This is a genomic window from Janibacter sp. LM (assembly GCF_039631275.1).
GTDB classification, from domain to species: domain Bacteria; phylum Actinomycetota; class Actinomycetes; order Actinomycetales; family Dermatophilaceae; genus Janibacter; species Janibacter terrae.
Window position 1 is genome coordinate 85,090 of sequence record NZ_JBDIVG010000010.1, and the last position, 23,483, is coordinate 108,572.

20 protein-coding genes and 1 riboswitch are annotated in these 23,483 nt (G+C 71.5%); of the genes, 12 read left to right on the plus strand and 8 right to left on the minus strand.

Annotation, left to right across the window (positions count from 1 at the left end; all coding sequences use genetic code 11):
- Positions 1-11: 11 nt before the first annotated feature.
- A riboswitch (TPP riboswitch) is annotated at positions 12-121 on the plus strand.
- From thiC to ABC138_RS06690, 4 genes are all read left to right on the plus strand, one after another.
- Positions 116-1,867 carry a phosphomethylpyrimidine synthase ThiC gene (gene thiC, locus ABC138_RS06675; protein WP_345913089.1) on the plus strand — a complete coding sequence of 584 codons (1,752 nt, stop codon included), beginning with the start codon at positions 116-118 and terminating at the stop codon, positions 1,865-1,867. Its footprint overlaps the riboswitch before it by 6 nt.
- Positions 1,864-3,219, plus strand: a complete 1,356-nt coding sequence (locus ABC138_RS06680) for an MFS transporter (protein ID WP_082807611.1) — start codon at positions 1,864-1,866, stop codon at positions 3,217-3,219. The genes thiC and ABC138_RS06680 overlap by 4 nt, the downstream gene beginning before the upstream one ends.
- On the plus strand, positions 3,216-4,019 hold the full coding sequence (gene thiM / locus ABC138_RS06685; RefSeq protein ID WP_345913090.1) for a hydroxyethylthiazole kinase: 804 nt from the start codon (positions 3,216-3,218) through the stop codon (positions 4,017-4,019). Before ABC138_RS06680 ends, thiM begins: the two co-directional genes overlap by 4 nt.
- Positions 4,010-4,657: a thiamine phosphate synthase gene (locus ABC138_RS06690; RefSeq protein WP_338538603.1), complete on the plus strand. Its 648-nt coding sequence runs from the start codon at positions 4,010-4,012 to the stop codon at positions 4,655-4,657. Before thiM ends, ABC138_RS06690 begins: the two co-directional genes overlap by 10 nt.
- Before the next feature lies 1 nt (position 4,658).
- Here the strand turns inward: ABC138_RS06690 and ABC138_RS06695 are convergent, their stop codons facing one another.
- A complete protein-coding gene (locus ABC138_RS06695; RefSeq protein WP_345913091.1) occupies positions 4,659-5,888 on the minus strand; it encodes an MFS transporter in 1,230 nt (409 codons plus the stop codon).
- Between the two features lie 73 nt (positions 5,889-5,961).
- Here ABC138_RS06695 and ABC138_RS06700 point away from each other — a divergent pair, with 73 nt between their 5' ends.
- Positions 5,962-6,417 carry a deaminase gene (locus ABC138_RS06700; protein WP_068325843.1) on the plus strand — a complete coding sequence of 152 codons (456 nt, stop codon included), beginning with the start codon at positions 5,962-5,964 and terminating at the stop codon, positions 6,415-6,417.
- 40 nt (positions 6,418-6,457) lie between these two features.
- A complete protein-coding gene (locus ABC138_RS06705; RefSeq protein WP_068422973.1) occupies positions 6,458-7,369 on the plus strand; it encodes a universal stress protein in 912 nt (303 codons plus the stop codon).
- Positions 7,370-7,399: 30 nt separating this feature from the next.
- Here the strand turns inward: ABC138_RS06705 and ABC138_RS06710 are convergent, their stop codons facing one another.
- Together ABC138_RS06710 and ABC138_RS06715 are read right to left on the minus strand one after the other, a co-directional pair.
- Positions 7,400-8,098 (minus strand): alpha/beta hydrolase, encoded by a 699-nt coding sequence (locus ABC138_RS06710; protein ID WP_338538602.1) that lies wholly within the window; start codon positions 8,096-8,098, stop codon positions 7,400-7,402.
- Position 8,099: 1 nt separating this feature from the next.
- On the minus strand, positions 8,100-9,017 hold the full coding sequence (locus ABC138_RS06715; RefSeq protein ID WP_338538601.1) for a pirin family protein: 918 nt from the start codon (positions 9,015-9,017) through the stop codon (positions 8,100-8,102).
- A 60-nt stretch (positions 9,018-9,077) separates the two neighbouring features.
- Here ABC138_RS06715 and malQ point away from each other — a divergent pair, with 60 nt between their 5' ends.
- The 6 genes from malQ (at position 9,078) to ABC138_RS06745 (ending at position 17,282) form a co-directional block, all read left to right on the plus strand.
- Positions 9,078-11,168, plus strand: a complete 2,091-nt coding sequence (gene malQ / locus ABC138_RS06720) for a 4-alpha-glucanotransferase (protein WP_345913092.1) — start codon at positions 9,078-9,080, stop codon at positions 11,166-11,168.
- Positions 11,169-11,394: 226 nt separating this feature from the next.
- Positions 11,395-13,026, plus strand: a complete 1,632-nt coding sequence (locus ABC138_RS06725) for an ABC transporter substrate-binding protein (RefSeq protein WP_245634728.1) — start codon at positions 11,395-11,397, stop codon at positions 13,024-13,026.
- A 173-nt stretch (positions 13,027-13,199) separates the two neighbouring features.
- Positions 13,200-14,129, plus strand: coding sequence for an ABC transporter permease (locus ABC138_RS06730; RefSeq protein WP_068325836.1), 930 nt, complete (start codon positions 13,200-13,202; stop codon positions 14,127-14,129).
- On the plus strand, positions 14,122-15,126 hold the full coding sequence (locus ABC138_RS06735) for an ABC transporter permease (protein ID WP_338538599.1): 1,005 nt from the start codon (positions 14,122-14,124) through the stop codon (positions 15,124-15,126). The genes ABC138_RS06730 and ABC138_RS06735 overlap by 8 nt, the downstream gene beginning before the upstream one ends.
- A 19-nt stretch (positions 15,127-15,145) precedes the next feature.
- Positions 15,146-16,147, plus strand: a complete 1,002-nt coding sequence (locus tag ABC138_RS06740) for an ABC transporter ATP-binding protein (RefSeq protein WP_068329025.1) — start codon at positions 15,146-15,148, stop codon at positions 16,145-16,147.
- On the plus strand, positions 16,140-17,282 hold the full coding sequence (locus ABC138_RS06745) for a dipeptide ABC transporter ATP-binding protein (RefSeq protein ID WP_338538598.1): 1,143 nt from the start codon (positions 16,140-16,142) through the stop codon (positions 17,280-17,282). The genes ABC138_RS06740 and ABC138_RS06745 overlap by 8 nt, the downstream gene beginning before the upstream one ends.
- Before the next feature lie 84 nt (positions 17,283-17,366).
- On the opposite strand, the gene ABC138_RS06750 is transcribed toward ABC138_RS06745, so the two are convergent.
- The 5 genes from ABC138_RS06750 to ABC138_RS06770 all read right to left on the minus strand — a co-directional run bounded on the left by ABC138_RS06750 (position 17,367) and on the right by ABC138_RS06770 (position 23,314).
- Positions 17,367-18,539, minus strand: coding sequence for an oligopeptide/dipeptide ABC transporter ATP-binding protein (locus tag ABC138_RS06750; protein ID WP_068325807.1), 1,173 nt, complete (start codon positions 18,537-18,539; stop codon positions 17,367-17,369).
- On the minus strand, positions 18,536-19,585 hold the full coding sequence (locus ABC138_RS06755; protein WP_338538597.1) for an ABC transporter ATP-binding protein: 1,050 nt from the start codon (positions 19,583-19,585) through the stop codon (positions 18,536-18,538). Before ABC138_RS06755 ends, ABC138_RS06750 begins: the two co-directional genes overlap by 4 nt.
- A gap of 5 nt (positions 19,586-19,590) precedes the next feature.
- Positions 19,591-20,553, minus strand: a complete 963-nt coding sequence (locus tag ABC138_RS06760; RefSeq protein WP_068325801.1) for an ABC transporter permease — start codon at positions 20,551-20,553, stop codon at positions 19,591-19,593.
- On the minus strand, positions 20,550-21,554 hold the full coding sequence (locus ABC138_RS06765) for an ABC transporter permease (protein WP_345913093.1): 1,005 nt from the start codon (positions 21,552-21,554) through the stop codon (positions 20,550-20,552). The genes ABC138_RS06760 and ABC138_RS06765 overlap by 4 nt, the downstream gene beginning before the upstream one ends.
- 89 nt (positions 21,555-21,643) lie before the next feature.
- Positions 21,644-23,314 carry an ABC transporter substrate-binding protein gene (locus ABC138_RS06770; protein ID WP_345913094.1) on the minus strand — a complete coding sequence of 557 codons (1,671 nt, stop codon included), beginning with the start codon at positions 23,312-23,314 and terminating at the stop codon, positions 21,644-21,646.
- Between the last annotated feature and the right edge of the window lie 169 nt (positions 23,315-23,483).

Here is a 23,483-nt window from a genome sequence, read left to right on the forward strand (position 1 = left end):
GGTTAGTGTGGTGGCACCCCCACGGGAGCTCGGGCACGAGCTGAGATCGGACTACCGCCGTCCGGACCGTCTGAACCTGTCCGGATCATGCCGGCGAAGGAAGAGGAGGCGCTGCATGCGCACACCCCTTGAGTCCGAAGTCCACCCCCAGCACCGTCGGGTCGAGGTCGTCGACCCGCACGACGAGAGCATCCGCGTGCCGATCACCGCGATCTCCTTGGCGCCGGCTCCGGACGGCACCCCCCACGAGGACGTGCACGTCTACCGGACCCGTGGGCCGGGCTCGGACCCGCAGGTCGGTCTGCCCGACCTGCGCACCGAGTGGATCCGGGCCCGCGGTGACGTCGAGGTCTATGAGGGTCGCCCGCGCGACCTGGCCGACGACGGCCGCTCGGCCGTGCGCCGCGGCGAGACCTCCCTGGCCTGGCGGGGAGGGGAGCGGACCCCCCTTCGCTCCACGCAGGGCCGCACGGTGACCCAGATGCACTACGCCCGGCGCGGCGAGATCACCGCGGAGATGCGCTTCGTCGCGCTGCGCGAGGGCTGCAGCCCCGAGCTGGTCCGCGACGAGGTCGCTGCCGGCCGGGCGATCATCCCCAACAACGTCAACCACCCCGAGTCCGAGCCGATGATCATCGGGCGGGCCTTCCTGACGAAGATCAACGCCAACATCGGCAACTCCGCGGTCACCTCCTCCATCGCCGAGGAGGTCGACAAGCTCACCTGGGCCACCCGCTGGGGCGCCGACACGGTGATGGACCTGTCGACCGGCGACGACATCCACACCACCCGCGAGTGGCTGATCCGCAACAGCCCGGTGCCGATCGGGACCGTGCCGATCTACCAAGCGCTGGAGAAGGTCGACGGCCGAGCGGAGGACCTCTCCTGGTCCGTCTTCAAGGACACCGTCCTCGAGCAGTGCGAGCAGGGCGTGGACTACATGACGATCCACGCCGGGGTGCGACTGCCCTTCGTCCCGCTGACCGCCGAGCGCGTCACGGGCATCGTCTCGCGCGGCGGCTCGATCATGGCCGGATGGTGCCTGGCGCACCACGAGGAGTCCTTCCTCTACACCCACTTCGACGAGCTGTGCGAGATCTTCGCCCGCTACGACGTCGCCTTCTCCCTCGGTGACGGGCTGCGTCCCGGGTCCATCGCGGACGCCAACGACGAGGCCCAGCTGGCCGAGCTGCGCACCCTCGGCGAGCTGACCAAGCGGGCCTGGGAGTACGACGTGCAGGTCATGGTCGAGGGGCCCGGGCACGTCCCGATGCACCTCGTGCGGGAGAACGTCGAGCTCGAGCAGGAGTGGTGCCACGGCGCGCCCTTCTACACGCTCGGCCCGCTGGTCACCGACATCGCGCCCGGCTACGACCACATCACCTCGGCCATCGGCGCCGCGGAGATCGCCCGCCACGGCACCGCGATGCTCTGCTACGTCACCCCCAAGGAGCACCTCGGTCTGCCCGACCGCGACGACGTGAAGACCGGCGTCATCACCTACAAGATCGCGGCGCACGCGGCGGACCTGGCCAAGGGGCACCCCGGGGCCCGGGTGCGCGACGACGCGCTGAGCAAGGCCCGCTTCGAGTTCCGCTGGCACGACCAGTTCGCGCTCTCCCTCGACCCCGAGACCGCGATGGCGTACCACGACGAGACCCTGCCGGCGGAGCCGGCGAAGACCGCGCACTTCTGCTCGATGTGCGGCCCGAAGTTCTGCTCCATGCGGATCAGTCAGGACATCCGTGACGCCTACGGCTCGGCCGCGGAGCAGCGTGCCGTCGTCGAGGCGGGCATGGCGGCGAAGTCCCGCCAGTTCGTCGAGCTCGGCGCCAGCGTCTACGTCGTCGGCGAGCCCGGCCGATGAGCCTCGTCCCGGGCCTGCCGCCGGCCGGGCGGGCCGCCGTGCGTGCCGGCGTCGTCGGCAACTACGTCGACCAGGTCCACATCTTCCTCCCGGTGCTCGCCCTCGCCCCCGCACTCACGACCCTCGCCGGCCCGGACGCCGGCGTCACCACCGGGGCAGTCGTCGTCGTCGCCACCCTGCTCGGTCGTCCGATCGGGTCGATGGTCTTCGGTCGCGTCGCCGACCGGGTGGGCCGCACCCGCACGACCCAGGTCGCCATCGCGGGCACCGCCGCGTGCACCCTCGCCATCGCGGCGGTCCCCTCGCACGAGAGCGTCGGGACCGCCGCGATCGCGCTCGTCGTGCTGCTGCGCTTTGTCGGGGGCGTCTTCATCGCGGGGGAGTACACCTCGGCCATCCCGCTCGCCATGGAGTGGTCGCCCCCGCGCCGCCGTGGCCTCGTCTCCGGCCTCATCATGTCGATGGCTCCGTGGGCGCAGTCGACGATCGCCTTCGCGACCGCCGGACTGATCGCGCTCCTCGGTCCTGCCGCGTACGCCGGGTGGGGCTGGCGCCTCTCCTTCGTCGCCGGGGGCCTGGCGAGCCTGGCGCTCCTCGCCTACTACTCGGCGCGCGTCGCCGACGCGCCGGGCGTCGTGCGGGAGCGCGAGCTCGCGGGCGAAGGGAGGGCCCGCACCTCCCTGGGGCTGCGCGCCGTCCTCGGCGGTGCGTATGCGGGCGCCTTCTGGCAGATGTTCGGGCTGATGAGCGGGCTGTGGCTCATGACCAACATGGTCGTCATCCTGGTCACCGGTCGGCTCGACGCGGACGCCGGTCTCGCCGGCGGTGCCGTCGCCGTCGTCATGGGCGTCGCCGCAGTCACCCAGGCCCTCGTCATGTCGACGACCGGCCACCTCTCGACGCTCGTCGGCCGCCGCCGGTTCCTCGTCGGCTGGGGACTGACGGCCGCCCTGCTCGCGCCCGCCCTGTGGGTCGCCACGATGACCGCGGGCGTCCTCCCCTTCGTCGTCGGCATCGCGCTCCTGCAGGTCGTCACGGTCTGCGGTTACGGACCGGTGGGCGCGTACCTGTGCGAACGGTTCCCCGCCCACGTGCGCTCGACCGGCTACGGCACGGCGTACTCGCTGTCGATCGTGGGACCGGCGCTGTGGCCGTGGTGGATCCCGCAGCTCGAGCGGGTCCTCGGCCACGACGGCTCGGTGGCCGCCGTCCTCGTCGTCGCGGGCCTGCTCGTCGCCGGGTGCGGTGCGCTCGGCCCACGGCTCGCGCCCGCGGACCTCGACCGCGACCTCGCCCGGGTCGTCGCGGGTGAGCGCGTCGACGCGCGGGCCGCGGTGGGGGCCGGCAGATGAGCGACGTGGACGACCTGCGGCCCCGGGTCGCCGCCGCGGTCCGGGCGCTGCGCGAGCGAGCGCCCCTCGTGCACGGCGCGACCGGATCCGTGACCCGGGCCCTCGTCGCCGACGGGCTCCTCGCGGCCGGCGCGCGGCCCATGCTCACCGAGAGCGCCGCGGAGGCTCCGACCCTCGTCACCGTCGCGGATGCCCTCCTGGTCAACCTCGGGTCGCTGAGCACGGACGGCATGGTCGGATTCCTCCCGACGGCGCGGACCGCGGCCGAGCGCGGCGTGCCGTGGGTCCTGGACCCGACGGCGATCGGCATCGCGCCCGTGCGCACGCCCCTCGCCCGCGAGCTGCTCGCCCTGCGACCGTCGGTGGTCCGCGGCAACGCCTCCGAGGTCCTCGTGCTCGCCGGCGGGACGACGGGGGGCCGCGGCGCCGACAGCACCGCCTGCCCCGAAGCGGCCGCCCGCGCGACCCGGGCGCTCGCCCTCGACCACGCGTGCGTCGTCGCCGTCTCCGGTGAGGTGGACCTCGTGACCGATGGCCGGCGCTCCGCCCGGATCTCCTCGGGGACACCGCTGCTCACCCGGGTCACCGGGACGGGTTGCCTCCTGGGGGCGCTGACGGCGGCACACCTGGCGGTGGCGACCCCCTTCGTCGCAGCGGTGGCCGCCACCGCCCTGCTCACCGTGGCGTCGGAGCGGGTGGCACACCTGCGGCCCGGGAGCTTTCGCGTCGGCCTCCTCGACGCGCTCGACGAGGTGGGCGCGGACGAGGTCGCGGGGGAGGTGCGGCTGGCATGGGGCTGATCGACTGGCGCGCGTACCTCGTGACCTCGGGCGACGGGCCGGCCACGGTGGCCGCCGCAGCGGCGGCTGCCGCCGCAGGAGCCGGTGTCATCCAGGTGCGGGCCAAGCACCTGCTCGCCGGTGAGCTGCTCGACCTCGTCATCGACGTGGCCGGGGCGGTCGCCGCGGTGGCGCCGGCCACCCGCGTCCTCGTCGACGACCGCGCCGACGTCGCCCACGCCGCCCGCCGCCACGGTGCACCCGTGCACGGGGTCCACCTCGGGCAGGCCGACCTGCCCGTCGCCGCGGCCCGGGCACTCCTCGGGAGCGATGCGCTCGTCGGGCTCACGGCGGGCACCCTCGAGCACGTCCGCGAGGCGGAGTCCCGCAGGGGCGCCGCGCGACCCGACTACCTCGGCAGCGGGCCCTTCCGCCCCACGCCGACCAAGGACGTCGGTCGCCCGCCGGTGGGGCTGGCGGGCTACCCCCTGCGCGTGGCGGCGACGCGCCTGCCGGTCATCGCGATCGGCGACGTCACGCTCGCCGACGTCCCGGCGCTGTCGGCGACCGGTGTCGCCGGGGTCGCCGTCGTGCGCGAGGTCATGGGTGCCGCCGACCCGGGCGCCGCCGCAGCAGCGGTGCTCGCCGCGTGGGGCTGAGTCAGGTCCCCTCCGCCACCTCGTCGTCGACGAAGACCGGACGCGCGACGCGCAGACCGGAGAGGGTGATGCCGACGCCCGTGGCCATGAGGAGCAGGAGCGCCGCCGTCCACCCTCCGGTCGCCTCGTGGAGGACACCGACGACGAAGGGCCCCACCCCCGCCACGAGGTACCCGATGGGCTGGACGAAGCCGGACAGCTGGGCCGTGACGTGCGGGTCACGGGTGCGCGCCGTGATGAGCGAGATGGCCGTGGGGAAGGCGAAGCCGGACAGGCCGAGCAGCGTCGCCCACAGCCACGGCGCCGCGGCCGGTGCGACGAGCAGACCGAGGTACCCGGCCACCGCGAGCACACCGAAGCCGACCATCCAGGCCGACAGGTCCCGGCTGCGCGCGATGACCGTCGGCATCATCAGGCCGCCGACGATGCCGAGCCCCGCGACGATCGAGGTGTACGCGCCCGCGGACCCGGCCGAGAGCCCTGCGTCGCGGTAGATCTGCGGCAGCCAGCCGAACTGCACGTACGCGTTGGTGGACTGCACGCCGAAGAGGACCGTCAACGCGATCGCGGTCGGGGAGTGGCGGATCCGCGACGTGGGGTTCTCGCCGGCCGAGCGGCGGTGCACCCGGTCCCTGAGGCTGATGACGACCCACGGCACCAGCGCGGTGAGCGCGACGAGCCCCCACATGCCGAGGGCGCCGCGCCACTCGCCGGGCGCGACGGTCGCGACCGGGGCCGCGAGCAGCGGACCGAGCGTGCCGCCGACGGTCAGGCCCATGCCGTAGACCGTCATCAGCCGCACCCCGCCGTCCCTCGAGTGCCTCTTGATCCACGCGGGCACGAGGACATTGCCCAGGCCCATGCCCGCGAGGCCGATCGCGGTGAGGACGAGGAAGACCGCGGCGGAGTCGGTGAGCACGCGGGTGACGAGCGTGATGACGACCGCGAGGACCCCGAGGGTGATGCCGGCCGAGACACCGACGCGACGGGCGAGCCCGACGGCCGCGCCCCCGGCGACCGCGAAGGCGAACCCGGGCAGGGCCGTGAGCACGCCGGCGAGCGTCGACCCGAGGCCGAGCGTGGCCCGCACCTCCTGCAGCAGGGGTCCGAGGGAGGTCGCGCCCGGGCGGAGGTTGACGGAGACGAGCGCCACCGCGGCGACGACCAGGACGGGGCCGAAGGGGGGAGTCCGGTGGATCTTCCCCGTCACCGGGGTCTCGTGGCTGCTCACCACCGTGGTCTACCACCGGTGGTGCCCGGTCGCCGCATCGGTCCCACCCCGCGCCCTGCCTAGGATCACCCTCATGCCCGACCTGACGACGCCCGAGCGGACCGTACCGAGCTGGGACGAGTACTTCCTCGGCATCGCCGGCGCGGTCGCGGCGCGCGCCAAGTGCACGCGGCGGCGGGTCGGTGCCGTGCTGACGATCGACCACCGGATCATCGCGACCGGGTACAACGGCGCGGCCCCCGGCGAGGCGGACTGCCTCGAGGGGGCGTGCCCGAGGGGGCGGCTCGACTACGACGCCGTGCCCGGCCTGGGGGACTACGACCGCCCGGGCACGCCAGGGTTCTGCATCGCGATCCACGCGGAGGTCAACGCGCTGCTCTTCGCCACCCGGGACACCAAGGGGGCGACGGCGTACATCACCGACCCGCCCTGCCCGGGCTGCCGCAAGGCCCTCGCCGCGGCCGGCATCGTCCGGGCCGTGTGGCCCGAGGGCTCGCACGACCGGCAGGGACTCACCGACTGGGGGTGACCCCCCTTCCCGCGGCGACGCGGCATGGGGACAATGGGGCATGAGCAACGACGCGAGCCCCCACGACACCCCGACCCCAGCCGCCGCCGTGGTGGCGGCGCTCGACGGCAGCCACCGGGACGCCGCAGTCCTCGCCTGGGCCGCCGCCGAGGCCACGGCCATCGACGCGCCCCTCCACCTCGTCCACGCCGTCGACCTCGGCACGCCGCTCTCCGCGTACGGCGAGCTGCTCACCAGCCCCGAGATCGTCGAGCGGGTCGAGGAGGAGTCCGAGCGGGTCGTCGCGCAGGCCCGCGCCCAGGTCGTCGCCGAGCACCCCGACCTGTCGGTCACGACAGCGCTGCCCACGGGTGCCCCGGCCGGTGCCCTGCTCAACGCCGCCAGCGGCGCCCGCGTCCTCGTCGTCGGCTCGGCCCGCAAGAACCGCGCCCAGCGCATCGTCCTCGGCACGACCTCGTTGAGCGTCGTCGCCCACGCCCCGTGCCCGGTCGTGCTGGTGCCCGAGGGCAGCTCGACGAAGGGGGACGGGCGCGTCGTCGTCGGCGTCGACGGCAGCGACCACAGCCGCCTGGCCTTCCGGCACGCGCTCGACGCCGCCCAGGTGCGCGGCAAGCAGGTCACGACGGTCACGACGTGGAACGTCGAGGTCGAGCACGGCGTCGTCGTCACCGAGCCCGGCACCCCGGCGTGGGAGGCGGTGGATGCTCGTTACCGCGCGATGGCCGAGCGCACCATCGCCGAGGACCGTGCGGCGCACCCCGAGATCGACGTCACCGTGGAGGTCCACCACGGCCGGGCCGCCGACACCCTCGTCGAGGTGTCCGAGGGCGCGGACATGCTGCTCGTCGGCTCGCGGGGTCGTGGCGGGTTCCGCGGGATGCTCCTGGGCTCGGTCTCGCAGCGCGTCCTGGCGCTCGCGACCTGCCCCGTGGCGGTCCTGCACCGGCACTGAGCCACCGCGCGCGGGGCCCGGCGACGGGCGTCAGGCCCCGTGCGCGTCCCAGAACTCGTGCATCGCGGCCAGGCCCTCCGGGGAGTCCTGCGGCCGGTGGCCGCAGCCCGGGACGACGCGGTGGGTCGCCCCCTTCGCCTCGAGCGCGGCGGCGACCTCCGCGTACATCGGGTCGACGCCTCCGGTGACCACGAGCGTCGGCACGAGCGCCGGGGTGTCCGTGCGCAGCGACACCTGCCAGGGCGCCGGGGTCGCGCGGATGCGGGCCGCGACGTCGGCGCAGGTCTCGTCGTCGAGGGTGGGCGCCGGCGCCCCCATGCCCTCGGCGAACCGGGTGATGAACTCGCGCCCGTCGACGCTCGGGTCGTCGGCGACGGCGAAGACCGGGGCCATCGCGCTGATGTGCCGCTCCACCCGTCGGCCGCCGCGGGCCACGTCGTAGCAGGCCGGCTCGATGAGGACCAGGCTGCGCAGGCAGTCGGGTCGGCGCTGCGCGGCGAGCATCGCGGTCACCGCGCCGTAGGAGTGCCCCACGAGGTGCCCGCGACCCTCGAGGGCAGCCAGGGCACGGTCGGCGTCGCGCTCGGGCTGGTCCGCCTGGCAGGTGCGCTCGAGGAAGACGTGGGTCGGGTCGTGCTCCGCGGCCACGAGGGGCCAGGCGGCGGCGCCGGTGCGGCCGCGGCCGTGGACGAAGACGGTGCGCACGGTGGGGGTGGCCCAGACGCCCATGTCAGCCACGCGCCCGGAGTCGGCCGCCCGGCAGCGCCGGGGCGGGCAGCGGGGCGGGCTGGTCCGGGGCGAAGGGACCGAAGCGGCCCTCGACCTGAGGTCCCGCCGCGATCTCGGCCATCCACGCGTCGCGTGCGGCGACGACGTCCTCGTGGGAGCGACCGACGAAGTTCCACCACATGACGATCTGCTCGCCGAGGGGCTCGCCGCCGACGAGCACCAACCGGGCGCCCGTCGCCGAGCGCAGCGTGATCCTCGTGCGGCCGGGCGCGACGTAGCCGAGCTCGGACTGCTCCAGCGCGGTGCCCTCGACGGTGATGTCGCCGTCGTCGAGCAGGATCGCGTGCTCGTGGTCGGCCGGGACCTCGATGACGGTCTCGGCGTCGGCGTCGAGGAGGATCTCCGCGCCCGTGAGCGCCCCGTCGGTGACGACCGGGGAGCGCTCGCCGAAGAGCTCGCCGAGGAAGACCCGGGCGATGCCGCCGGGCACGTAGACGGGCTCGGGCACGTGGTGCTCGAAGGTCGGCTCGCGGTCGACCGAGGCGGCGGGCAGGGCGAACCACAGCTGCACGCCGTGGAGGGTGGTCGTGCCCTCGGTGGAGAACTCGGAGTGGCTCACCCCACGGCCGGCGGTCATGAGGTTGAGCTCGCCGGGCCGGACGATCGCGTGCGCGCCGGTGGAGTCACGGTGCTCGATCTCGCCGGTGAAGAGCCACGAGACCGTGGCGAGCGCGGTGTGCGGGTGCCGCGGCACGACCATGCCGCCGGTGCTCGCGACGTCGTCGGGACCGTAGTGGTCGAGGAAGCACCATCCGCCCACGAGCGAGCGCTGCCGCGACGGCAGCGTCCGCCGCACCGGCATGGCGCGCGGTCCACCGAGGGGCACCTCACGGGGCTGCAGGATCTGTACGTCGTCCACCTGATCACGCTACCCCGCGCCCGTTGGACACGGCCCGGTCGACTGCTGGAAGGTGGGGCCGTGACGGATGCGACCTCCTTGATCGTCCACCTGGCCGCCGCGCGGGGGGTCGACACCCAGTGGTGGGACTGGCGCGGCGAGCACCGCGATGTTCCCGAGGACACCCTGCGGGCGGTGCTCCAGGCCATGGGCGAGGACGTCGGCAGCGAGGCCGAGGTCGCCGCGGGCCTCGAGCGGGCCCGGACCGCGCCGTGGCGCCGGACGCTGCCCCCGACCGTCGTGCAGCGTGAGGGGGACCCCCTTCGCCTCCTCGTGCACGTGCCGCACGGGAGCGAGGTGGCCGTCCACGTCGTGCTCGAAGGGGGGGCCCGCCGCGACCTCGATCAGCTCGAGCACGTCGTGGAGCCGGCCGAGGTCGACGGCGCGCTCGTGGGCGAGGCCGCGTTCGCGGTGCCGGCGGACCTGCCGCTCGGCTGGCACGAGCTCGTGGCCCGGACCGACGCGCTGCTGCACCCGGGGAGCGACCGGGCGGTGCTCGTCACCGTCCCGCAGCGGCTGGAGCTGCCCCCCGTGCTCGCGGAGGAGCCCCGGACCGGGCTCATGACGCAGCTGTACCAGGTGCGTGGCTCCGGCAGCCAGGGCATCGGGGACCTCGGCGACCTGGCGACCTTGGGGGAGTGGGCCGCTCGCGCGCACGACGCGCACTTCGTGCTCGTCAACCCGCTGCACGCGGCCGAGCCGGTCGCGCCGATGGAGCCCTCGCCCTACCTGCCGACCTCGCGCCGGTTCCTCAACCCCGTCTACACCGACCTGCGGCAGGTACCCGGCCTCGATGCGCTGCCGACCACGGCACGCACGGAGTACGACGCGCTCGTGGCCGAGGCGGCGGCTCTCAACGCCGCGGACACGATCGACCGCGACGCAGCCTGGGCCCTCAAGCAGGCCGCCCTGCGGATCGCCTACCGGTACCTCGCCGAGGACCACGCGTCCGGGGTCGCGGCGCTGCACGCCAGCGAGGGTCAGGCGCTCGTCGACTTCGCGACGTGGTGCAGCCTCGCGACCGAGCACGGGACGCTGTGGGAGACGCAGTGGCCGCAGGAGCTGCACGACCCGGCATCGGACGCCGTGGCGGCCCACCGGGACGCGCACCGCGCGGAGATCTCCTTCCACGTGTGGCTGCAGTGGGTCGTGCGCGGGCAGCTCACGGCCGCGCAGGCGCGGCTGCGGGCAGCCGGGATGGGGATCGGCGTGGTCGCCGACCTCGCGGTCGGCATCCACCCCGAGGGGGCCGACGCCTGGGCGCTCGGCGACGCGCTCGCGCGCGGCATCGACGTCGGAGCCCCGCCGGACCAGTTCAACCAGCTGGGGCAGAACTGGTCCCAGCCGCCGTGGCGCCCGGACCGGCTCGCCGAGCTCGGCTACGCCCCCTTCCGCGACATGCTGCACGCGGTGCTGTCCGACGCCGGTGGGTTGCGCATCGACCACATCATCGGCCTGTTCCGCCTGTGGTGGGTGCCGGAGGGCCACGCGCCGGGCGAGGGCGCCTACGTGCGCTACGACCACGAGGCCCTCGTCGGCATCCTGGCGCTCGAGGCCCACCGGGCCGGGTGCCTCGTCGTCGGTGAGGACCTCGGGGTCGTCGAGCCGTGGGTGCGCGAGCACCTGCTCGAGCGCGGCGTGCTCGGCACGAGCGTCGCGTGGTTCGAGTGGGGCGAGGACGGCCGCCCGCTGCCGCCCGAGGACTACCGGGAGCTGTGCCTGGCCACCGTCACGACGCACGACCTCCCGCCGAGCGCGGGCTACCTCGCGCTGGAGCACGTGGCGATCCGCGAGCGGCTGGGCCTGCTGACCCGGCCCGTGGAGGAGGAGCGCGCGGCGGAGGAAGGGAGTGTCCGCGCCGTGCGCGAGGCCCTGCGGGAGCGGGGCCTGATCGAGGACGTCGACGCCCCGGTCGCTGCGGTCGTGGCGGCGCTGCACGCGTGGATCGGCCAGACCCCTTCGCGGATGCGTGGGGTGGCGCTCACCGACCTCGTCGGCGACGTGCGTGCGATCAACCAGCCCGGGACCGACGAGGAGTACCCCAACTGGCGCCTGCCGCTGGCCGGGCCGGACCGCCGGCCGGTGCTGCTCGACGACCTCGTCGAGGGATAACCCTGCATCTCCCGCGCGGGGTGCCGGAGCGGTCACCGAAGAGTCACAGTTGTGTCTCACCCCACACCGGTTCGTGGTCTGGGCCCGCCGCGTGGTTTTTGATGTGCGGAGCAGTCGCGACAGCGCTGCGCCCAGGGGTGGACCCGGACCGTCGGGAACGCCGTATGAACCCGCCTTCCCGGCGGCATGACGTAGGAGGACATCCATGCGAGTCAAGTCTCGCGCGATGGCTGTTGCCAGCATCTCCGCGGTCGCGCTCCTCGCGACCGCCTGTGGCGGCGGCAGCGACGACGAAAGCACTTCGGGCGGTGGCGAGGGCGGCACCATCACCGCGTCCGGCTGCAACCCGGAGAACCCGCTCGTCGCGGGTAACACCGCTGAGACCTGTGGCGGTGACGTCCTCGACGTCCTGACCGCGAAGCTGGTCCACTACAACCCGGAGACGGCCGAGCCCGAGAACGACATCGCCGAGTCCATCGAGACCGACGACAACCAGACCTTCACGGTCAAGCTGAAGAAGGGCTACAAGTTCCACGACGGGAGCGAGGTCCTGGCCAAGAACTTCGTCGACGCGTGGAACTACACCGCCAACGGCGAGAACGGTCAGCAGGGCAGCTACTTCTACGAGCCCATCGAGGGCTTCGCGGACCTGCAGTGCACCGGTGACGACGAGAAGAAGCCGTGCGCCGGCAAGGGTGCGCCGAAGGCCAAGGAGCTCACGGGCCTCAAGGTCGTCGACGACCACACCTTCACGATCAAGACCACGGAGAAGGTCTCCAACCTCCCGCTGCGCCTGGGCTACACCGCCTTCGCGCCGCAGCCCGACTCCTTCTTCGAGGACCCGGAGAAGTTCGGCGACAAGCCGATCGCGGCCGGGCCGTACAAGCTCGACTCCTGGGAGAAGAACCAGGCGATCACCCTGAGCAAGTTCGCCGATTACTCCGGTGACTTCGGGGGCAACGCCGACAAGATCATCTTCCAGAACTACCAGGACTCCGACGCCGCGTACGTGGCCCTGCAGTCCGGTGACCTCGACGTCGTCCGCGAGATCCCCGCGAGCGCCCTCGTCGACAACAAGTTCAAGGACGACCTCGGTGAGGGTCGTTACCTGGAGAAGGAGAACTCCACCCTCCAGTTCATCGGCATGAACTACCACGTCGACCCGAAGCTGAAGGACGTCAAGGTCCGTCAGGCCCTCTCCATGGCGATCGACCGCAAGACGATCGTCAAGCAGATCTTCAACGACGCCTTCACCCCCGCCACCGGCTGGGTCTCCCCGGTCGTCGACGGCTACAAGGAGGGCACCTGCGGCGAGTTCTGCGAGTTCAACCCGGAGAAGGCCAAGCAGCTGCTCAAGGAGGGTGGCGGCTACGAGGGCAAGCTGACCCTGACGTACAACGGTGACGCCAGCCACAAGGGCTGGACCGAGGCCGTGTGCAACTCGATCAACAAGACCCTCGGCATCGACTGCGTCGCGACCCCCACGGTCGACTTCGCGACCATGCTGACCAAGCTCGGCAACGACGAGCTCAAGGGCATGTTCCGCATGGGCTGGGTCATGGACTACCCGTCCATCGAGAACTACCTCTCGCCGATCTACGGCAAGGGTGCGAGCTCGAACTACTACGGCTACGCCAACGACGACTTCCAGAAGAAGATGCGTGAGGCCGGTGCCGCCGAGACGCCCGAGGAGGCCAACAAGCTGTACCAGGAGGCCGAGGGCATGATCGCCAAGGAGTTCACGACCATCCCGACGTGGTACGGCAAGACCATCATCGGTTGGTCCGAGAACGTCTCCGACGTCCAGGCGACCCCGTTCGGCAACCCCGACCTGGCCGCGATGAAGGTCAAGAGCTGACCCTGACCCAGGGTTGACGACGCACGACCGCCGGCCGGCCATCCCCACTCGAGATGGCCGGCCGGTAGTCGTGCCGACCGGCGTCCGCACGGCGTAGCGTCGGTCACATGCACATGAGTTAGCCTCCCCCGGCACCCCGGGTCGAGGTGCGTCCCAGATCCGAAGGAGGTGCCGTGGGCAAGTACATCGTCCGTCGATTGCTCCAGATGATCCCGGTGATCATCTTCTCCACGTTCCTGATCTATGCCATGGTCTTCGCCATGCCGGGTGACCCCACGGCTGGCAAGTGTGGTGAGCGGCCCTGCCCGCCGGCCTACATCGCCGCGTTCAACGAGAAGTACCACCTGAACGAGCCGTTGCCGATCCAGTACTACGAGTACGCCAAGGACGTCGCCCAGGGTGACCTCGGTGAGAACCAGTTCGGCCGCCCCGTCTCCGAGGAGCTCGCCGAGCGCTTCCAGGTCACGGCCAAGCTCGGTGTCATGGCCCTCGCCTTCGAGGGTGTGCTCGGCATCGCCGCCGGTGTCCTCGCCGGCCTGCGCAAGGGCGGGTTCATCGACAACCTCGTCCTCGTCAGCACCCTCTTCGTCATCTCGGTGCCGGTCTTCGTCATCGGTACCGTCCTGCAGTACACGATCGGCCTCAACCTCGAGCTCCTGCCGCCGCTCGCCCGCGGCAAGAACCCGGAGTTCACGGCGCTCATCCTGCCGGCGATCGTGCTCGGCTCGACGTCGCTGGCGTACATCGCACGCCTCATGCGGACCAACATCGCCGAGAACGTGAAGTCCGACTACGTGCGCACGGCCAAGGCCAAGGGGCTGACCCCGCGCCGGATCATCGGTGTGCACACGCTGCGCAACTCGATGATCCCCGTCATCACCTTCATGGGCTATGACTTCGGTGCCCTGCTCGGTGGCGCGATCGTCACCGAGGGCATCTTCAGCATCCAGGGTGTCGGTGGGTACATCTTCGAGGGCATCCGCCACCGGGACGGCGTCGCCGTCGTCGGTGCGGTCACGGCGCTGGTCATCGTGTACCTCCTCGTGAACCTGCTCGTCGACCTGCTCTACGGCGCCCTCGACCCGAGGATCAGCAATGACTGACGACCACGCGACGCGCGACGTCGCCACCCAGCCCGGACCCGGCGAGGACGAGGTCGGCGCCACGACGACCCGCGGCGGGGCCCTCGCCGCGGACACGACGCAGGACACCGGTCAGGCGCGCTCGCTCACCTCGGACGCGTTCCAGTCCTTGAAGCGCAACCCGCTCTTCTGGATCTCCAGCGTGCTGATCGTCGTCCTCATGCTGATGGCCGCGTTCCCGTCGATCTTCACGCCCTACGACCTGAAGTTCAACGACCTGAGCATCGCCCGTCAGGGTCCGAGCGCAGACCACTGGTTCGGCACCGACATCCAGGGCGCCGACATCTACACGCGTACCGTCTACGGCGCCCGGGCCTCGATCCTCGTCGGTGTCCTCGCGACGCTCGGCGTGCTGCTCCTCGGCTCCTTCCTCGGGCTGGTGGCCGGCTACGTCGGTGGCACCGTCGACACCCTGATCAGCCGCATCGGCGACATCTTCTTCGCCATCCCGCTGCTGCTCTCGGGCATCATCTTCCTGTCCTCGCTGCAGGACACCGAGAAGCTGCTGGGCATCCCGATCCAGGGCTACCTCGGCGTGATCATCCAGGTCGTGCTCGTCTTCGTGATCTTCGGCTGGCCGAGCCTCATGCGCCTCATGCGCTCCTCGGTCATCCAGGTCAAGCCCAACGACTACGTCCAGGCGGCCCGGGCCCTCGGCGCCTCGCCGATGCGGATCATCCGCCGGCACGTCCTGCCGAACGCGATGGCACCGGCGATCGTCGTCTCGACGATCAACCTCGGTGCCTACATCGCGGCCGAGGCGACGCTGTCCTTCCTCGGTATCGGTCTGCGTCCGCCGACCGTCTCGTGGGGCGTCATGATCAGCGACTCGCTGCAGACGGTGCGGGCCTCGCCGCACATCCTCTTCTTCCCCGCCCTCTTCCTCAGCCTGGCGGTCCTGGCGTTCATCATGCTCGGCGACGCCGTGCGTGACGCCTTCGACCCCAAGAGCCGCTGAGAGTCAGGTGAACGAGTACATGAGCACGACGACACCAGCGGGCGAGCACCTCCTCGAGGTGGACGACCTGTACGTCGAGTTCCACACCCATGAGGGCGTGGCCAAGGCGATCAACGGCGTGAACTTCAGCCTCGACGAGGGCGAGACCCTCGCGATCCTCGGCGAGTCGGGGTCGGGCAAGTCGGTGACCGCCCAGGCGATCATGGGCATCCTCGACATGCCGCCCGCCAAGATCCCCGGCGGACGGATCCTCTACAAGGGTCGCGACATCCTGACGATGCCCGAGGAGGAGCGGCGCAAGATGCGCGGCCCGGAGATCTCGATGGTCTTCCAGGACGCGCTGAGCTCCCTCAACCCCGTCTTCCCCGTCGGGTGGCAGATCGGCGAGATGTTCCGCGTCCACCAGAAGATGAACCGCTCGGACGCCTACGCCAACGCGGTCCGCCTCATGGAGCGGGTCAACATCCCCGGCGCCAAGGACCGCGTCAAGGCCTACCCGCACCAGTTCTCCGGCGGCATGCGCCAGCGCATCATGATCGCGATGGCCATCGCCCTCAACCCCAAGATCCTCATCGCGGACGAGCCGACGACGGCACTCGACGTGACGGTCCAGGCCCAGATCATGGCCCTCCTGCAGGAGCTGCAGGAGGAGTTCAGGATGGGTCTGATCCTCATCACGCACGACCTCGGCGTCGTCGCCGACGTCGCCGACCGGATCGCCGTCATGTACGCGGGGCGGATCGTCGAGCGCGCCGAGGTGAACGACATCTACGCGAAGCCCGCGCACCCGTACACCAAGGGGCTGCTCGAGTCGATCCCGCGTCTGGACCAGAAGGGCCAGAAGCTCTCGGCCATCGGCGGTCTGCCGCCGAACCTCACCCGCATCCCGCCCGGCTGCGCCTTCCACCCGCGCTGCGTCATGGCGCAGGACATCTGCCGCACCGAGCGCCCCGAGCTGCTCGACGTCGGTCCGATGCGCCAGTCGGCCTGCCACTTCAGCCAGGAGGTGCTCGATGCCTGATGTGATCCTCAAGGCCCAGGGCCTGAAGAAGCACTACCCGATCAAGGGTGGTGTGCTCCGCACGACCGTCGGCCACGTCAAGGCCGTCGACGGTGTCGACTTCGAGCTCTACAAGGGCGAGACGCTCGGCATCGTCGGTGAGTCCGGGTGCGGCAAGTCCACCCTGGGTCGCCTGCTGATGCGGCTCGAGGAGCCGACGGAGGGCACCGTCACCTTCGACGGCACCGACATGTACTCCCAGTCGGGCAGTGACATGCGCAAGCTGCGTCGCGACATCCAGATCGTCTTCCAGGACCCTTACACCTCGCTCAACCCGCGACGCACCGTCGGTGAGATCGTGGCCGAGCCCCTGGAGATCCACACGGACGTCGTGCCCAAGGGCAAGCGCAAGCAGCGGGTCCAGGAGCTCCTCGAGCTCGTGGGCCTCAACCCCGAGCACATCAACCGCTACCCGCACCAGTTCTCCGGTGGCCAGCGGCAGCGTATCGGGATCGCGCGCGGCATCGCGCTCAACCCCAAGGTGCTCATCTGCGACGAGCCGGTCTCCGCCCTCGACGTGTCGGTGCAGGCCCAGGTCATCAACCTGATGGAAAAGCTGCAGGACGAGCTCGGGCTGTCCTACATCTTCATCGCCCACGACCTGTCCGTCGTGCGCCACATCTCCGACCGGGTCGGGGTCATGTACCTCGGCCGCATCGTCGAGATCGGCGACGAGGACGACATCTACTCGCGGCCGACGCACCCGTACACGCAGGCGCTGCTGTCCGCGGTGCCGGTGCCGGACCCGACGCTGCGTGGGCAGCGTGACCAGATCGTCCTCTCGGGCGATGTCCCGTCACCCGCCAACCCGCCCTCGGCCTGCCACTTCCACACCCGCTGCTGGAAGGCGCAGGACATCTGCACGACGGAGACCCCGCTGCTGGAGCTGCGCAGCGACGGTGACGGAGAGCACCTCTCGCGCTGTCACTTCGCCGAGCCGCGGGTCATCGTCCGGACCGAGGACGTCAGCGACCAGCAGGGCGGTGGTCTCTTCGCCGGGCAGGGCCTCGTGGACCAGTCCGACGCGGTGGTCGCCGGCCAGGCCGGTGGTGCCACCGGCACTGCCTCGCCGGACACCTCGACGGCCGGCGCCTGAGGCCGACCGCAGGACGCGCGAAGGGGGCGCCCCGCCGGATCACCGGTGGGGCGCCCCCTTCGTCGTGGTGCGGGGCGGTGACGGTCAGGCGAAGGGGATGTCCCCGGTGATGCGCTCGGCCTCGGCCTCCGCGGCCAGGCGCGCCCCGGTCTCGTCCACCGAGCCGGTCACCGCGTGCGGCTGCAGCTCGCCGGAGGCGATCTGCTCGGCCCAGTGGCAGGCGACCTTGTGCTCCGGGCCGGCGTCGTCCCCGAGGGCTCCGCGGATCTCGACCACGCGCAGCTGAGGCCGGTCGGTGTCGCACATCGTCTCCTGCCGCCAGGGGCAGCGGGTGTGGAAGCGGCAGCCGGTGGGCGGGTTGGCCGGCGAGGGGAGGTCGCCCGTGAGGAGGATCTGCTCCCGCGTGTCCTCGACGACCGGGTCCGGGACGGGGACGGCCGACAGCAGCGCCCGCGTGTAGGGGTGCAGGGGAGCGGCGTACAGGCCGTCGGCCGGGGCCTCCTCGACGATCCCGCCGAGGTACATGACGCCGACCCGGTCGGAGATGTGGCGCACGACGGCGAGGTCGTGGGCGATGACGAGGTAGGTCAGCTCGTACTCGTCCTGCAGGTCCGACATGAGGTTGATGACCTGCGCCTGCACGGACACGTCCAGGGCCGAGACCGGCTCGTCGGCGACGATGAGCTCGGGGTTGACGCTCAGCGCCCGGGCGATGCCGATGCGCTGGCGCTGGCCCCCCGAGAACTCGTGGGGGTACTTCTTGAGCGCCGCGGGGGGCAGGCCGACGTCGGCGAGGAGCTGGCGCAGCCGCGGCTGCGCCTCCTTGGCGTTGCTGACGATGCCGTGGGCCTTCATGCCCTCGACGAGCAGCGCCTCGACGCTCTGCCGCGGGTCGAGGCTGCCCATCGGGTCCTGGAAGACCATCTGCAGGTCCTTGCGCCGGCGGCGCAGGTCCTCGCCCGTGAGCGTGCTGATCGGCTCGCCGTCGAAGGTCACGGTGCCGTCGGTCGTCGGCTCGAGGTGCAGGATCGCCCGGCCGAGCGTGGACTTGCCGCAGCCGGACTCGCCGACGAGGCCGTAGGTCTCGCCACGGCGGATCTGCAGGTCGACGCCGTCGACCGCGTAGACGTGGCCGACCACCTTGTCGAAGACGACGCCCTTGGTGATCGGGTAGTGCACCTTGAGCCCGCGCACGTCGACGAGGACGTCGTGGGCCGCGGTGCCGGACGGGGTCTGCGGCTCGGTCGTGGTCGTCATCGGACCTCCTCGGTCGTCGCGCCCTCGGCGGGCGAGGGCTCGCCGGCGAGGGGGTTGAAGCAGCGCAGGGCGCGGGACCCGCTCAGGGCGAGCGCCGGCGTCGCCTCCCGGCAGTGGTCGGTCGCGCTCGAGCAGCGCGGGGCGAAGGCGCAGGCGCTCGTCCACGGCAGGTTGTCGGCCACCGACCCCGGGACCGGCTCGAGCCGTGCTCCGCGCTCGCCGTCCAGGCTCGGCACGCTGGCGAGCAGCCCACCGGTGTAGGGGTGTCGGGGCTCGCCGAAGAGCGCGTGGCGCTCCGCGCGCTCGACGATCCGACCGCCGTAGAGGACGTTGATCTCGTCGCAGAGCCCCGCCACGACCCCGAGGTCGTGCGTGATCATGATCAGGGCCGTGCCGGTGTCCTCGACGAGCTCGCGCAGCAGCGCGAGGATCTGCGCCTGGATCGTCACGTCGAGCGCGGTCGTCGGCTCGTCGGCGATGAGCAGCCGCGGCTCGCAGGACAGCGCCATGGCGATGAGCGCCCGCTGCCGCATCCCGCCGGAGAGCTGGTGCGGGTAGTCCCGCAGCCGGCGGTCCGGGTCGGGGATGCCGACCTTGGCGAGCATGTCGCGGGCGTGCGGCGTCGCCTCCTTGCGGGACATGCCCTTGTGCCGCTCGAGGACCTCGGTGACCTGCCGACCGATGGGGACGACGGGGTTGAGGGAGGACTGCGGGTCCTGGAAGATCATGCCGACGTCACGACCCCGGCGCGCGCGCATCTCCTTGTCGGACAGGCCCAGCAGGTCGGTCCCCTCGAGCTCGACGGTGCCGGTGACCTTGTTGCCGCGGGTGGGCAGCAGGCCCATGATCGCGAGCGAGGTCACGGACTTGCCGCAGCCGGACTCGCCGACGAGGCCGATGGTCTGGCCGGGTTGGACGTCGAAGCTCACGCCGTCGACGGCGACGAAGGGTTCGGCCCCCTGCCGGGTGAAGGTCACCGACAGGTCGCGCACGGACAGCAGGGGAGAGGCCGCGTCGGCGGCCCGGTGGGTCGAGGCGGTCGCCATGCCGCTCACCTCCGGCTCTTGGGGTCGAGGGCCTCGCGCAGCGACTCACCCATGAGGGTGAACCCGAGCGCGACGACGATGATGCACAGCGCGGGGTAGACGGCGAGGTGCGGGTGGTCCTGGAAGTAGGTCTCGGAGGTGCCGAGCATCTGCCCCCACTCGGGGACACGGTCGTCGGGCAGCCCGAGGCCCAGGTAGGACAGCGCGGCGGCATCGATGATGGCGGTCGCGAGCACGAGCGTCGTCTGCACGATGACCGGCCCGAGCGAGTTGGGCAGCATGTGCCGCAGCACGATCGCCGAACGCCTGACGCCGAGGGCGCGGGCCGCGAGGACGTGGTCCTTGCTGCGTTGCGCGAGCATCGAGCCCCGCAGGAGCCGGGCGAAGATCGGCACCTGCACGACCGCGATGGCGATGATGACCGTCCACTGGCTCGGCCGCGCGGCGATGGCCGCGATGGAGAAGGCGAGCAGCAGGCTCGGGATGGAGAGCATGACGTCGACGACGCGCATGATGACGGCGTCGACCGCCCCGCCGAAGGCCCCCGAGAGGGTGCCGAGGACGAGCCCGCCGCCGAGCCCGCCGATGGTCGCGGCGACCCCGACGATCAGCGTCTGGCGGCTGCCCACGATGAGCCGGGAGAGGAAGTCGCGGCCGGAGCTGTCGGCGCCCAGGGGGTAGCCGGGTTCCGGGCCGGGGATGGGGTTGGACTGCGGGCTGACCTTGTCGATGAGCGGGTTGTCGGCCGGGTCGTGCGGTGCGATCCACGGCGCGATGACCGCCAGGACGATGAAGGCGATCGTGATGGCCAGGCCGAGGAGGAAGATCGGGTTGCGGCGCAGCCGTCGCCACGCCGAGGCGACCAGGCCGACCCCGCCGGTGTCCTTGATGTGCCCGGCCTCGGCGACGGTCGTCGTGCCGCTGCTCGCGGCGAGCGCGTCGATGCGTTGCTTGCGACGGGAGTTCATCGGGTCCTCACTCGGGGGTCGACGACGGCGTAGAGGATGTCCACGAGCAGGTTGACGAGCACGTACGTGCACGCGGCCGCGAGGATGAGCACCTGCAGGACCGGGTAGTCGCGCAGGCTGAAGGCCTGTCGCAGGGCGTCACCGATGCCGGCGAGGTTGAAGACCGACTCGGTGAGGACGGCGCCGGCGAGCAGCCCGCCCATCTGCAGACCGATGGCCGTGATGACCGGCAGCAGCGCGTTGCGCATGACGTGGCGGCCGCGCACGACCCGCTGGGTGAGGCCCTTGGACTCGGCGGTGCGCACGTAGTCCTCGTCGAGGACCTCGAGCACGCTGGCCCGGGTGATCCGGAAGATCATGGCGAAGGGGATGGAGGCCAGGGCGATCGCCGGCAGCAGCAGGTGCTTGAGCGCGTCCCATGCGGCGTCCCACTCCCGGGTGAGCAAGCCGTCGAGGACGAAGAAGCCCGTGACGCGTGTGGCGTCGACCTCCTGCCGGCCGGAGACCGGGAGCCAGTGCAGCTCCTGCGCGAAGAGGTAGCGCAGCAGGAAGGCGAGGAAGAAGACGGGGACCGCGACGCCGACGAGCGACCCGACGACGCTGAGGTTGTCGAGCATGCTGCCGTGCCGCTTGGCGGCGAGGTAGCCGAGGGGGAGGGCCAGGCCGATCGCGATCACGAGGGCCAGCACGCTCAGCTCGATCGTCGCGGGGAAGCGGTCGAGGAGCAGCTCCATCGCGGGCTTGCCCGGCTGGACGCCGTTGGAGACGCCGAAGTCCCCGGTGACCGCCCGCTTGAGGAAGGTCCAGTACTGGACCCAGATGGGTTCGTCGAGCCCGAGCTCGTGGGTGAGGCGGGCGCGGCTCTCCGGGGTGGCCCGCTCGCCGAGCATCGCGGAGACGATGCCGCCGGGCAGGGCCCGCAGCCACAGGAAGAGCAGCAGCGAGAGGACGAAGACGACGAGCACCAGCTGCATGAGCCGGCGGATGATGAATCTCAGCACGGATGCGCTCCTGACGTGGATCGCGGACGGGGGCCGCCTCGACCGGGTGGTCGAGGCGGCCCCGTCACGAGGTCACCTGCGGTTGGGCGTCACTTGCCGCCGACGGAGACCGAGGAGAAGCGCTCGGCGGTCAGCGGGCTGGCGACCAGACCCTCGACGTCCTCGTTGACGACGATGGCCGGCGGGGAGTGCGAGATCGGCAGGCCGGGGACGTACTCGTCGTGGATCTTCTTGTTGAGGTCCTCGTACATCGAGGCCCGCTCACCCTCGTCCACCGTGGTGTCGGCGGCCTTGAGCTCCTTGCTCAGGTCGGCACCGAAGTCCGTCGCCGAGGTGTGGAAGTCGTTGGACTTGAGGTTGCCGAAGAAGGTGCCGATGAAGTTGTCCGCGGTGTTGTAGTCACCGGTCCACCCGAGCAGCCACGCGTCGAACTGGCCGTTGTCGACGCCGTCGAGGTAGCCGCCGTTCCACGGCTTGGTGACGACCTTGACCTTCACGCCCACCGCCTCGAAGTCCTTGCGGATGGCCTCGTGGATCTTCTGCGGGTTGGGCATGTACGGGCGGGTGACCTCGCTCGGGTAGGCGAAGGTCAGCTCGAGGTTCTCCTCGCCGGCCTCCTTGAGCAGCTTCTTGGCGCCCTCGGGGTCGTACTCGGTGACCGCGACGTCCTTGTTGTAGCCCTCGACGGTGTCGGGGATGAACTGGGACGCGGCGGAGGCGCCCTCGGGCAGCTGCGACTTGACGAGCTGCTCGCGGTTGACGGCCATGTCGAGCGCCTGGCGGACCTTGAGGTCCTTCAGCGCAGGGTTCTTCTCCGGGTTGAAGGCGACGTAGAGGATGTTGAAGGGGTCGCGGATCTCGACCTTGTTGCCGTCGTCCTCCAGACCCTTCCAGTCCACCGGGTTGGGCAGGTCGTAGCCGTTGATGCTGTCGGCCTCGAGCTCCTGCCGGCGGGTGCTCTCGTTGGGGATGATGTTGAAGACGACCTTGGCGTTCTTCGCCTTCTCGCCCCAGTAGTCGTCGTTGCGCTCGAGGGTGACGGTCTTGTTCGCCTCGTCGTACTTCCCGAAGGTGTACGGGCCGGTGCCGACCGGGTTCTTCGAGTTCGCCGGGTAGGCGAAGCCCTCGCCCTGCTTCTTGACCTCGTTGGCCTTGCCCTCCTCCAGCGCCTTCGGCGACTGCATGGCGAAGGCGGACAGCGAGAGCATCGCGGGGAACTTCGAGGTCGCGCGGGCGATCTTCAGCTCCACGGTCTGCGCGTCCTTGGCGGAGCAGCTGCGGTAGAGGGACTCCTTGCCGAAGCCCTCCATCGAGTAGGCCCAGTACTCGGCCGGGCCGGCCTGGGCGGTCGCGTTCTGGTCGGCCATGCGCTCGAAGTTGGCGCAGACGGCCTCGGCGTCGAAGGTCTCCCCGTCGGTGAACTTCACGCCGTCGCGCAGGGTGAAGGTCCAGGTCGTGCCGTCCGCGGACGGCTCCCACTCGGTGGCGAGGCCGGGCCCGATCTCGGAGCCGCCCTCCTTGACCTCGACGAGGCCCTCGAAGATCTGGCGGGTCACGCGGAAGGTCTCGCCGTCGCTGGCGTAGAAGGGGTCGAAGACCTCGGGCGCGCCGGCGGCGCCGAAGGTGAAGGTGCCGTCCGCGCTGCTGCCGCCACCGCCACCGCCGTCGCCCGACTCGTCGCGGTCGCTCTGCGCGCACGCGCTCAGGGTGAGTGCGGTGGCGGCGAGAGCGGCCAGCGGGGCTGCTTTCCTCATCGACATGGTGTTCCTCGCTCCGTGTCCGGCCCGGGCAGGGTTCCCGGGGGGTTGGCCCGGGCACGGGGACGTGGCCCACGACACACCGGGTAGAGCGGAACCTAACCCCATCCTGCGGCCGATGTGGGTCTGCGCCCTCACCTTTATCGGAGTGAGACCACGGGGGTGCAGCTCG